The organism is Pelodictyon luteolum DSM 273 (genome assembly GCF_000012485.1).
In the GTDB taxonomy this organism is placed as follows: Bacteria; Bacteroidota; Chlorobiia; order Chlorobiales; family Chlorobiaceae; genus Chlorobium; species Chlorobium luteolum.
The window spans coordinates 951,497-964,099 of the sequence record NC_007512.1 but is presented as its reverse complement, the minus strand read 5'-3'; the positions used below and the strand labels follow the sequence as shown (position 1 = coordinate 964,099).

Sequence of the window (12,603 nt, the reverse complement as noted above, 5' to 3'; positions counted from 1 at the left end):
GAATGGGCTTGGGATCGCTCATTCTGTTTCTCCGTAAAACTCTTCCGGCGTCTCCAGCCCCTCAGAGGAAATATTCTGGTCATCATGCCTGGTTTTCCACCAATCGATGTAGTGACGATTGGTGCAGAACCCGATGGGCTGGCCTTCGTCGACAACACTGATTCCGCGTTTCGTTTTTCTCCCGCATATCACACACGTGCACGGGGTTGAGACTATTGGCTCTGTATCCCCATGCCACGGAATGCGGACGTAGCCTTCATAAAGACCGCTGCCAAACACCCGCCCATCAATTACGACATGCTCACCGGGTTCAGGCAGCGGCTTTCCATACCGGAAATTATGGCAGTATGTCCAGAACGGATTGGATATCTTCAGGTGACGCAACGAACAGTAAGAGATGGCCCAGAACCGCTCCTGCTGGTCCGGGTGCGGATGCGCCATTTCCTGCACGGCTTTATTGAAGCCGCAATTCCCGCAACAATCAGGTCCTCCGTTTGGCATAGCTGTTATCCCCTTTAGGTTTGTTGTAAATACACAAGCAAGCAGCCCGGTTCTCCCCCTTGTCGACTATTTCCCGGCCAGTCGTTTCAGCCTTTCGCATGCATCTTTTTCACCCGCACGGCAAGCCTTCCTGTACCATTTTTCGGCGTTCGATATGCTGCCCGGAACCCCGAGGCCTTTTTCATACATCTCCCCGATTGAGAGCAGGCCATTGGGATCGGTACTTCCCGCCGCAATTCGATACCATCGGGCAGCTTCATCGGGATCCGCCGGTACCCCCTTCCCCTCTTCATAGAGCCAGCCTATCCAGTACGCAGCATCATTGCCATCCTTCTCGGCAGCCAGACGGAACCACTTCATGGCCTCTTCATAATTCTGCTCCACAACCTGGCCCTTCACATACATCTCTCCGATGTTGCACCGGCCGTAGCCGTTGCCCTGGGCGGCAGACATGCAGAACCATTTAAACGCCTCGGCATTGTCCTGCTTCACACCCTCGCCGTTCATATACATCAGGCCGAGATTATTCTGTGCATACTGCTCATTCTGCTCAGCAGCCATACGGAACAACAGCAGGGCCCGATCATAATCCCGCTTCACGCCATTGCCTTCCCGGTACGCCCAGCCGAGACTGTTCCGTGCATCGGCATTGCCCTGGCGGGCAGCCAGCCGGTACCACCTTACAGCTTCAGCGGGATCCTTTCGGACTCCGTCCCCCTCCGAGTAACAGGCGCCCAGTGTATACTGAGCGTCAGCATCACCCAGTTCGGCACGGGCCCGTATCCCCCGGATTTCATCCTTCCTTTTATTTTCGACTCTCCCGGCACGACCCTCCGGCAAAGCGGCAAGCCACTCGACAGGGGCGGCGAAATTCATCTGCTGGGCATCCTTCAGGAAAAAGGTCGTCATGCCGACCAGCAGGCCCTCTTCATCGAACAGGCCGCCGCCGCTTGATCCCGAAGAGATCGGGGCCGTCGTCTGCATGTAGCGATGCCCTCTTACCTCCCTGAAACCGGAGATGATCCCTTCCGAAAGCGTCAACGGATAACCCTGCGGCGTCCCCACGGCATAGACCCGCTCTCCGACAGCAAGCGCTGCCATGCTCCCCATGGACACCGCCGGAGCTTTCAGCCCCTGAACCGTGAGGGAACAGATATCCCGCTCGATATCGGAATACCGGACAACGGCGGGATACTCCCCGCCCGCGTAATCCACCGTGATCTTTCTGGCGTCACTCACGACATGGTGGCAGGTCGCGACTGTGCCTCCGGGCAACACCACGCCGCTGCCCATCACCAGAACATCCCCGCTGTCGTTACGGGCATGGACGACGACCACGCTTTTCGATACCCGCTGAAAGACCTCCGCCGCTTTGCTCTCTGCGGCAAGGGAGGAGAGCGGCCAGGAAAAGAGAATGGCGAAAAGGATCCAGAATACTCCGCCGCCCGAATGCACGGCTTGTGAGACAATGAGCAATGCTGCCGTTCTCTTCTTCATGGGGGTGCTTCTTTGCATTATGGAGAGAGGTGAACCCGCCCGGATCCTTTTCCTGTTGTTCGTCTTCACAGCCTTTTCCGCGCGTCCCTGATGCGCTCATTCATATCGGCCTTCGGCTCTGAACGCATGCCGGACACCTTTTCCGACAGCATCTGCATGCAGCAGGACACCCCCTCCGGACTCTTGTCGAACGGGATGGACGACTCCTGGTGGAACCCCAGGCGCACGGCTTCCTGCACTGCATTGAGGTCGGCGCTGAGGAAGATGAACGTCCAGCCGCCTGCGGTCTTGGCCTTGATCATCTTCTCGACCTGCTCCTTTCTGAACTCCCGGCTGGAGTTCTCCTCTCCGTCAGTGATGACGGCAACCATGACGTGCTCCGGCCGCTCCGCTTCAGGTACCGCCAGGACACACCGATCGATATCGTTGATGCCGCGGCCCAATGCATCGAGCAGCGGCGTACCGCCACGCGGGACATAGGTTTCAGGCGTCAATGCCGGCACATCCCCGATGGGCCTGAAGCTGTGGATCACCTCATAGGGATCGGCAGTATCGAACTGGACGAGGGTTAGGGTGGCCTTGCCCTGCCCCTTCTTCTGCTCTTCGATGAACGCGTTGAACCCCCCGATGGTATCATCGCGGATTTCATCCATTGAACCGCTGCGGTCAAGGATGACGGTGATGTGTGTATACCCTTCTGTGTCTTTGTGCATTGTTCCGTCCCCCTTTATTAATAGTGTTGACCGGTGTCTAACGCTCGCGGGCACAATAAAACCAATCGTCCCATGTGCCCGGCAGTGACAGGATAACCGGGGGCATCGGACAATACCCGTCCGAGCGGATCAAAAAGAGATGAAAAACAAAGCAGCAGTGTTGGTGACCGCAGGGGTATCGGACACCCTTTGACCCACCATACCCCGCATATTTCATGAAGGAACGCCAACACCATTCTCACTAATGGCGTAGCGGTGCGAATTGCCCCGCACACGAATAATACGGATAACACCGTAAAAGAAATGGTGGAAAAGCAGAAAAGAACAGTAACTTTAAAGATATGCCCCATCCACCTCTGAACGCTGATGACATGGTGCAGTCCCGCCCTCCCATAGTCCGCATGCAGTACATCGACCAGCAGCTGCGCGACAACCACTACCCGAACTGCTCAATTATTGCGAGCTACTTTGAGGTATCGAGCAAAAGCATACAGCGCGACATCGACTACATGCGCGACCTGCTCCACGCTCCCATATCCTACGACCGGAAAAAGCGGGGATACTACTATGAGAAAGAGGGATGGTCATACCTTGCCGCAACAACACTGGAGCTGAGGGAGGCAGAAGCACTGATCGCCACGACAAAAGTCCTTCAGCAGTACCAGGGGACCCCTTACTACAACGAGGTAAGCAGGGCTCTCGACAAGGTACGCCAGTACCTTCCCGAGAGCTCCGCCACAGATCACTTGCTCTCGGCATACTCCATTGAAAAACCGACACATCAGCCTGTTGAACCCCGGATGTTTGCGACACTTGAAGATGCCATCCGCTGCAGACTGAAGGTAACCATAACCTACCGCGCATCATACCGGGCCGCAAGCAGCGAAGCCGTAACGGAACGCACCATCCACCCCTACCTCTTCCATTACTCACAATCTCTCGATACCTGGTACCTCATCGGCTACTGCGAGCTCCGCAAGGACACCAGGACCTTCGCCCTGAACCGTATCCGGACCCTCTCGGTGACGGAGCGTCACTTTACCGTACCCGAATCATTCTCGATCGACGAGTACCTTGAAAAGACCTTCGATCTTGTCCACTCAAGCGAACAGATTGACGTCACCATCCGCTTCACCCCTTTTCAGGCACAGTGGATACGCGAACGAAGCTGGCACCCGACTCAAGAAACAATAGAACATAAAGACGGCTCCCTCATCATGAAGATGAAGGTCGGAGCACTTGATGCTGTGAAACGGTGGCTCATGGGGTTCGGAGAAGAAGCCGAAGCACTGGAACCGCAGGAACTGAGGATACTCCTCCATGACGAACTGAGCCGTGCAAACAATTTGTACGAGGATGTGAGGGCGAAGGGGCTGGAGTCGCTGCCGCTGTTTTAAATGCAGACGCCACATCAACTCCACATTTAAAAGCTATTCATCAAGATCATCATCAACGTCAGGCAATATGATTCAGCAAAACATCGAGCGCATATTATCCGAATATATCCAAGCCCGTAATACTCGGCCATTCAACGGCCAAGATCAAACCTTTCATTACTTCAATACCATAAAAACGGAGCTGTCTGAGTCTCCTGAAGTGCAATCCCGACCACACATCCAAGTAAAATTCAGTTTAGGTCAAGGGAATTGGGCTAGAGTGCCGTGGATTGCCCTGATGGATGACAGGGAAACCACAACCACTCAGGAGGGTGTATACTGTGTCTTTCTTTTTCGGGAAGACATGTCTGGCATTTACATAACTTTCAACCAAGGGGTGACGGCACTAATAAATAAACTGGGGCAAAACGATGCTCGCCGTGAACTGCATAGAAGAGCCCAGGCGATACATCCCCTCTGTGCCCCGCTCATTGAATCAAATTTTTTCCTAAATAACGAAATCGACCTACGTGCGGGTAATGCGCTTGGTACAAATTACGAGCATTCCACTATTGCTTATAAGCTATATGAACGCGGACTGGTTCCCCCTGACGACAACATCATTAGTGACCTTAACGCGATTCTAACGGTCTATGATGAGTATCTGAGAAAAAAAACAACCATCATTCCACCGCCCCCAAGCCCACCAATGCGTCCAATTCCCCTAGCAAAACCGTTCCTACTCCTGGCAGGCATTTCAGGAACAGGCAAGACTCGCTTCGTTCGGTCACAGGCTGCACGCTCAAACGGCTGGAGTGCGGAGGATCACCGTAAACCCGACAATTACGAACTGGTAGCCGTCCGTCCCGACTGGCATGAACCATCTGACTTACTCGGCTACGTAAGCCGTATAGACGGAACACAATATGTCTCCACCCCGTTTCTCTCCTTCCTTGTCAAAGCATGGAAAGAGGTTTTCGACAAGGGCGGTTCCTTGCACCAAATTATTGATGGCACACGCCCCTTTTGGCTATGCCTCGATGAAATGAACCTTGCGCCAGTCGAACAGTACTTTGCAGACTACCTTTCCATCCTCGAGTCCCGCAAATGGAGCGATGAGGGATACAGTTCGCTGCCGATTATCGGAGAGCACCTTGACCTTGTCATGACGGCTCTTGGTGGATCTGAGGCTGATGTGATGTGGAAGGCATTTCTCGATAATAACGGCATTCCACTGCCACCGAACCTTATCGTGGCCGGTACCGTAAACATGGATGAAACAACTCACGGTTTTTCCCGCAAGGTCATAGACCGAGCACTGACGATTGACTTCCCCGAATTTTTCCCGAACAGATTCGAAGAATTTTTTGAGCCAAAAACCGAGCCGAAGTTGCTCGGTTATCCCACCCTCTCCCAGATCCGCTCTGAGAAAGAACTTGCTGCCGTACCTGCTGATCCGGGAGGAAAAGAATCCGTCAAATTCCTAACGGAAATAAACGGAATTCTGAAAACCTCGCCTTTCGAACTTGCCTACCGCGCCATGAATGAACTCCTTCTGGCCGTCAAGTGCTTCAATCCCGAAAACGAAAAGCAATTGACCGCCGTGTGGGACGATTTTCTCATGCAGAAGGTTTTGCCCCGCATTGAAGGTGACGCGGAAAAGCTCCAATATAACGGAGAAGATGAAACAGGAATCCTGGATAAACTAAAAGAACTTTTCGAAAAGCGATTCAAGAGCAAGGATAACATCGAGGAGGGCATAACCTCCAGAACCTCGACCCGCCCCGATCTAATGAACCGATCACTGAACGGGGGCAATCCCCCCGAATGCAGATACAAGTCGCTCGACAAGATTGACTGGATGCAGAACCGACTAAGGCAGAATCAATACACATCATTCTGGGCATAGCCAAGCAATGCCGAACATCTTTCAACTAGACACCTCCAGATGGAAACTCGTCATCTGGACACGTGACAATGCAACGCCAAAAAAAACGCTCTCGACTGCGCTAAGGGCTCGAAACAGGGCGGTTGAGGCCGAAACCATAAAGCTGTCTTTTCCTCTACAGGGACAAGAATCTTGCCATTTCGATGAAATGGAAATCCCTGTTGCAGAAGGCTTTTCAGAAATAGAGATCCCCTCACCCCTCTGTTACGAAAACAAGGATTATGAGTTCGAGTTCATATTCAAGGCCGACTCTATCCCAAACAAAGAACGCCCGATCATTCACCGGCTTAGCGAAATCGAGAAGAGCTTCCGTACGATCGGGACATCCGCAAGGGGATTGCTGAACTTCGGAAACGATATCGGCTGGTTTCGGATCGGAGTGCATTATCACTGCGAAGAGACGACATCCACCGACACGATATCGTTCCGCGTCTTCCCCACCAAGCTCGACATGGAACACGATCTCAAGCTGATCGGCGATACCATCGACTCAACATACCCGCTCTGGCGTTTTTCGATCGCGAAGAGAACTGAAGCCGTATTGGCCAGGTCACGAAAAAAACACGAATCGTTCGAACTACTCTGGATTGCGCAGTTCCGCTCCCTGGCAAACGAACTGGCAGTTGCCGTTAGGCTCATTTGCCGATCTCCCCACAGCCGACTTCTTCCAGAGATAAAGAAGCTCAAGGCCGACAGGCTAACGGGTAAAACGACGGGGAAACTCGAAGAACGGATTAAAGAAAATCTCTCAGAGAAGCTTCTTGAAAAACGATATCACATCGAGAAACGAAAACTCTCCTTCGATACGCCGGAGAACCGGTTTGTCAAAATGGTGCTGACTCACTCAAGAAAAAAAATCAAACTCTTTACCGCCCGCACATCAGCCTTAAAGAGTGTTCCCGAGAACGCGACCCTTTCTGATTCTTTTTTCGAAGAACTGAACCAACTGGCAGCTCCATTTGAAAAACTCTCAGCAGAACCTCTGTTCCAAGAAATTGGGCATTTCGACGGACAAATGCGGGAATCGCTCGTACTGCAGCAGCGAGCCGGCTATGCGAAAGTCTATAGGATCTGGCAGCAACTGAAACTCTATCTGGACTTTTTCGGCAGTGATGCATCCGTATCAGTACGTTCAGTATCAAAGCTTTATGAAATCTGGTGCCTGTTAGAAATCAGACGAATCCTCCTAGATCTTGGGTTCCATGAAAAGAGTAGTCCTATCCGCTCGCTACAAACAAGAGGATACGAAAAGCATATGGATGACCTCGAAACATTCCACTTCGACCGTTCGGATGGAATGACAGCCGTTCTGACCCATGAACCCTCCTACGATGGAACCAAGCCACGAGAATTCGGTAAAATCTACTCATGGACAACAACTCAACGACCCGATATTTTTCTTGAGATCACGCTGCCATCCAGGGAAAAGGTTCGTTGGATATTTGATGCGAAATACAGAATCGATTTCAATGAAGATAAAGCCTGGCCACAGAAAGGGGTCGATACAGCACCCGATGATGCAATAAATCAGATGCACCGTTATCGTGACGCACTAATCCATATCTCACAAGCATCTGAAGATGGCTTAAGCGACAAGCACCGACCGATAATCGGCGCATTTGTCTTGTACCCTGGCTGGTTTGAACAAGACACTACTGAAAACCCGTATGGAGAGTCCATCGAAGAAGTGGGGATCGGTGCATTCCCCCTACTTCCCGGACAGAAGAATCTATGGATGAGAAACTTTTTACATAGCCAGCTTGGGGAGGCGCCGAAACAGGAAGGTCTTATACAAGACAGGACCGATAATCTATTCCTGCAAGAAGCGGTTCGCATTGCCCCTAGCGGTATGAAAGTATACCGACACAGCAACCTTATTCTCACGGCCAACATCTATGAGACAAATAAGGGAAAGGCCTATGTCGAGCAATTCGAGGCCGGAAAAGCGCCATGGTACCATATTCCCGAAAGCACCGTTCAGAACCATAAAATCTCACGATATGTTATGCGTGAAATGAAATACTGCGCATTTTTTACGAAAAGTGCAGGCGGACGCGAGTGCAGATATATCTATCCAATAGAATCTGTAACGCTTAGACCCCGGCGGGAGATTGATGAATATGCAGGAGGACCCAGCAGAAGTTGCGACTCTGGACTGTACTGGCTGATTAAACTCGGAACATCAGTTCCAGCCCTGACAAGACTCACTACCACAGAAAAATCTCGTAGTTTCCGCCTAAGGCTATTTTTGCTCAATGACTTATTGAAAGCCAACTCACTGGAAGAAATCCAGGAAAAATATAGTTGTGGTTCAGCCTGAATTGGAGAATCCGTTCGGCTGAGTTAGCCCGCGAAAACTCAGTCACCCCGATTTTCGAGCAATTTTAACATCTTGTGTTTCACGACATCAATTCATAATCACGGGGAATACTTGATGCCCGGCGACGGGTCCCTCATCCTGAAGATGTAGGTCGGGGCACTTGATGCGGTAAAGCGCTGGCTCATGGGGTTCGGAGAAGAGGCAGAAGCACTGGAACCGCAGGAACTGAGGATACTCCTCCATGACGAACTGAGCCGTGCAAACAATTTGTACGAGGATGTGAGGGCGAAGGGGCTGGAGTCGCTGCCGCTGTTTTAAATGCACGCTCCATCACCAATCACTGCATTATCGAGGAAAGAACGCAAACCCCATGCCCACACCCATGTTCAGCATTGATATGACAGAGGCTGCAGCGGATTTTATCAGCTGCTGGAATGCAGCCGGAAAGCATATCCAGAACCAGACTGGCGACGACCAGATTCGCTGGTTGCGGGCACACCCCTATCCACCGTTTCTGGAACACCTCTCGTTCCTCTTAGGGAATCAGTTCTTTTTCATTCGGGTTGAAGACATCGATTATCAGGTCGACATACCCGGCACCCGTGAGGGACTGCTATCCATCGCCAATGGCTGTGCCGGCCACGCCTGCATCATGCCCATGAAAAAAACTCAGGATGAATGGCTGCCCGTCGCTGAAGGCTGGGGGCTGCTTGACGCCCAATCAGGGCAACCCGTGTATCCGCCAGCATTGATGAGCAATGAACCCATCATCATGACAGACTGGGAGCTGCATGATTTGGCCGTGCAGATAGTTCGGGAACAGATAGAAAAAGACGGCTACGAATTGATGACCTGGCAAAGCCACCCGGAGGTCAATCCATCCATATGGTTTGTAGGGGCCGATGGCCCCGAGTGGGTCGTTGTACGAGCTGCTCGATACCCGGAGAAAAAAGCCCGGAAACCAGACAACATCTCCAAGATCAGCGGTCCATGCAACCAGTACGGCGACGGCAGTATCGGTAATTTCGCATCGGTAGTATTTACAAGCCTGGATGAATCGTTCGATGCCAATGCGGAAGAGAACGGTAACATTGCCCCCCTGTACCGGGGAAAAGGCATTGATGCCAAGTACGATGGACTGGAGCGGCTCACATGACTAACCGCTCCTTTACGCGCTAGGGCAACCCGCCTCCAGGCTTGCGGCCACAGAATGTATACTCAATTACAACACGAGGCGATGGCTTCTGGATGGGCTTTTTCCTCTCAACGACATGACGCCTCATGAGCATTGAGCAGCTCTCTCGGCCCAAGCGGGTGTACGCCCGGCATGAAATCCTTTCAAGGCCCTGCCCCGTCCCGACCGAGAACGGCGTGTATGCATGGTTTTTCAAGACAACCCCGCACGCTGTACCAACAGACGGATGCATCGTTCACGAAGGCATGAGCCTGCTCTATGTGGGAATCTCTCCGGACAAGGCAGGAAAACCTGATTCAACACAGACATTGAAGCACAGGGTACGATACCACTACAGCGGCAATGCGGAGGGCTCGACCTTAAGGCGCTCTCTCGGCATACTCCTTACTCAGGAAAGTGGATTCCCCTTACGGTGCGTCGGCAGCGGCAAACGGATGACATTCACCCACCCCGGCGAGGCCTGGCTGAACGAATGGCTTGAAGAGAATGCATTCGTTGCATGGCTTGAACATCCAGAACCCTGGATTTTCGAGGATGAACTACTGAACACGCTCTCCCTTCCGCTGAACATCAAAGGAAACCGCCATCACCCGTTTGCCGGAGAACTGAGCGCTCTGAGGAGAAAAGCCATCGCCAATGCGCGGGCACTGCCTGTAATGGCTGGATAACAGAGCCACATACCAACACACCCGGCCCAGACAGGCTGCTTGTCATCCGATCCACGGCCGCCGCAGAGGCTCCCTAATGTTGTTCGAAAATCCCGAACGATCTCACACTCTTCTCAAGCCATAGGACAGCCGTTGTCCTACCCCCCAGCATCACCGCACTCGACATGTACAATGACGGGCTGGAGTCGTTCAGGGAAAAAACGCAGAAGGAGAAGTGGGTGGTTGCCATTGAGGGATACTGGAGGGAGGGCATGTATCATAATGGCTATATCTCCTATTACATCCAGGAGTATGCTCCGGGAAGTTGGGCGATGAAAACAGTTTCACGCAACACCATGCTGGACGATGTGACTGAAGAGGATGTGGAGGAGGGGCGGCTGAACGACGACCAGGCACAGGCACTATGGGACCGTACCCTCGAAGAGGCTCAGAATGACCGCTGCGACGACATCGTGGCCGTTACCCTGGGGGTACCTGAGGGCATGCCGATAAAAGAGGTTGCCGAAAAACTCTACGCTGCTGCAATGCGGGCAGAATGCCCGCATGTGACGGAAGTCAATGGCGGACTTATGATGAGCTAATACAGGCTACCGAATGAGTAGTGTTGATATACTGGATACCGCTTACCGGAACAAAGTCGTCTCACATGCGTGGGGGTTTCTGATAAGATCACAAATTGTGATGCTATAGAGCAATCGCCCCCACAGGCGTGGGGGTGTTTCTCAGATCAATTCCCTGCTGTCAGGAAATTGATGGTCTTCCCCACACGCATGAGGGAGTCGTCAATGGCGGACTTATGATGAGCTGATACAGGCTATTGAAATCTTAGCGGCCCATTCAATATCCACAACCATTATTGGATGGTTACGGAAACAACACACAAGAACACAAATAAAACGCGACATGTCACCATAGATACATCGGCTCACACTGACAGCTTACAAGAGATGACTCACCGATGAAAAAAAACCGCACTGTTCGGCATATGACCTGGAGGTATGGTTCCTGCAGAACTGGTGGCGCCTTGTCACCGAACCCCTGGAGGAACACCACCGACTGGAAGATGAGCCATTGTCCGGGCGGGATAGGACAGGCGGGGTTATGGCCGGACAGTCAAGTGAATAGCTGGCACCAAGATGTGGCTACCCGCGCCTTAGTTACGGCGAAACAGTCACATGAACTGCTAATGATGGGGTGACGCTGGACATGAAAACCTGGGGGATTTAATTCACTCGCATCCATTGTCACCGACCAAAACCATAAGGTCGCACCGGCAACGCGGGTGCTGCGGGGGCTCAGTCCCTGTCCTGAAACACCTCCACATCCATGGCTGCGGTAATGTTGAAAGCGATGGCGGGTAGGATTATTGAACGTTTACCAGAAAAAAACCTTTCAGATGGTTTACATAGTTGCTAACTTGTGCCATGAGCCATGAGATCGAATACTTCCATCCTCGCATCCTGAAAGACATTGAGGCCTGGCCAGAATCCATCAAGATCGATTATGCTCGCCTCATTGAGTTGCTGATGGATTACGGACCAGACCTCAGGATGCCCCACTCCAAGGCGATGGGCAACGGTCTATTTGAAATTCGCCCAAAGGGGAAAGCAGGAATCGGAAGGGCTTTTTTCTGTTTTATGCAGGGCAAAAGGATCGTGATTTTACATGCGTTCATCAAAAAAACACAGTCAACACCCAAAAAAGAACTACTGATCGCACGTAAGCGAATGAAGGAGATAACCCATGGATGACCTTACCTATCAGCCTATAAAGCACGACCATCAGGAATTCCTGCGTAACGCTATGGAAAGCAAGGAGTTCAAGGAAGGCTATGATGCCCTTGAACCGAAGTACACCCTGATCAGAGAGTTACTGGCAGCACGCAAGCGTTCCGGCATGACACAGGACGCGGTTGCCAGCAAGATCGGCACGACCAAAAGTGCCATCTCACGGCTTGAAGCGTGCGGCAAACACACCCCTTCCATAACCACACTCAGGAAATATGCTGAAGCCGTTGGGTGTGACCTGATCATTAAACTTGAACCGAAGAAGTCCGCTGAAGCCTGAATAACATGCAGAACCCTCATGTTGTGAACCGGCATGAGAGGATGTTTCGGAAATGCGCATTCACAACCCTCGCCTGAACCACGAGGGTTTTTCATTATCAAGCAATATACGGCCGTGGAATCGGAGCCTGCGACGCAACTCACAGTCCTCCGCACTCAGGTGGGCAAAAGGCAAGGGCAATGAGACTGTGGATTAGCCGATGAACGCCCTGGATACCAGATGAATTCTTTCATGCCGGATAGGGTCAGGAGGGAGTCAAGATAGCCTCACTCCTTAATAAGGAAATCAGGATTTTGACTGTAAGCGTGCCACATTGTG

The 12,603-nt window shown here is 52.0% G+C and carries 11 protein-coding genes and 1 pseudogene; 9 read left to right on the top strand and 3 right to left on the bottom strand.

What is annotated here, in order from left to right:
• Nucleotides 1-18: 18 nt before the first annotated feature.
• From PLUT_RS04415 to PLUT_RS04405, 3 genes are all read right to left on the bottom strand, one after another.
• Entirely contained in the window at nt 19-441 is a 423-nt protein-coding gene (locus PLUT_RS04415; protein WP_041463804.1) for a hypothetical protein, read from the bottom strand.
• Between the two features lie 126 nt (nt 442-567).
• Complete coding sequence (locus PLUT_RS11095; RefSeq protein ID WP_049752351.1) at nt 568-1,998, bottom strand: bifunctional trypsin-like peptidase domain-containing/SEL1-like repeat protein; 1,431 nt, start codon at nt 1,996-1,998, stop codon at nt 568-570.
• A gap of 65 nt (nt 1,999-2,063) precedes the next feature.
• A complete protein-coding gene (locus tag PLUT_RS04405; protein ID WP_011357582.1) occupies nt 2,064-2,711 on the bottom strand; it encodes a vWA domain-containing protein in 648 nt (215 codons plus the stop codon).
• A 341-nt stretch (nt 2,712-3,052) separates the two neighbouring features.
• Here PLUT_RS04405 and PLUT_RS04400 point away from each other — a divergent pair, with 341 nt between their 5' ends.
• From PLUT_RS04400 to PLUT_RS04365, 9 genes and pseudogenes are all read left to right on the top strand, one after another.
• Nucleotides 3,053-4,108 carry a helix-turn-helix transcriptional regulator gene (locus tag PLUT_RS04400; RefSeq protein WP_011357581.1) on the top strand — a complete coding sequence of 352 codons (1,056 nt, stop codon included), beginning with the start codon at nt 3,053-3,055 and terminating at the stop codon, nt 4,106-4,108.
• Between the two features lie 67 nt (nt 4,109-4,175).
• Nucleotides 4,176-5,996: an McrB family protein gene (locus PLUT_RS04395; protein WP_011357580.1), complete on the top strand. Its 1,821-nt coding sequence runs from the start codon at nt 4,176-4,178 to the stop codon at nt 5,994-5,996.
• Between the two features lie 7 nt (nt 5,997-6,003).
• Entirely contained in the window at nt 6,004-8,355 is a 2,352-nt protein-coding gene (locus PLUT_RS04390) for a DUF2357 domain-containing protein (RefSeq protein ID WP_011357579.1), read from the top strand.
• A 165-nt stretch (nt 8,356-8,520) separates the two neighbouring features.
• Nucleotides 8,521-8,673 (top strand): annotated as a pseudogene (locus PLUT_RS12060) (DNA-binding protein); the annotation flags it as partial.
• Between the two features lie 52 nt (nt 8,674-8,725).
• Entirely contained in the window at nt 8,726-9,511 is a 786-nt protein-coding gene (locus tag PLUT_RS11090) for a hypothetical protein (RefSeq protein ID WP_011357578.1), read from the top strand.
• Between the two features lie 125 nt (nt 9,512-9,636).
• On the top strand, nt 9,637-10,218 hold the full coding sequence (locus PLUT_RS04380) for a GIY-YIG nuclease family protein (RefSeq protein WP_011357577.1): 582 nt from the start codon (nt 9,637-9,639) through the stop codon (nt 10,216-10,218).
• A gap of 164 nt (nt 10,219-10,382) precedes the next feature.
• Nucleotides 10,383-10,799 carry a hypothetical protein gene (locus PLUT_RS04375; RefSeq protein ID WP_011357576.1) on the top strand — a complete coding sequence of 139 codons (417 nt, stop codon included), beginning with the start codon at nt 10,383-10,385 and terminating at the stop codon, nt 10,797-10,799.
• A gap of 843 nt (nt 10,800-11,642) precedes the next feature.
• Nucleotides 11,643-11,969, top strand: coding sequence for a type II toxin-antitoxin system RelE/ParE family toxin (locus PLUT_RS04370; protein WP_041463803.1), 327 nt, complete (start codon nt 11,643-11,645; stop codon nt 11,967-11,969).
• Nucleotides 11,962-12,285, top strand: a complete 324-nt coding sequence (locus PLUT_RS04365; protein WP_011357574.1) for a helix-turn-helix transcriptional regulator — start codon at nt 11,962-11,964, stop codon at nt 12,283-12,285. The genes PLUT_RS04370 and PLUT_RS04365 overlap by 8 nt, the downstream gene beginning before the upstream one ends.
• Nucleotides 12,286-12,603: the final 318 nt, after the last annotated feature.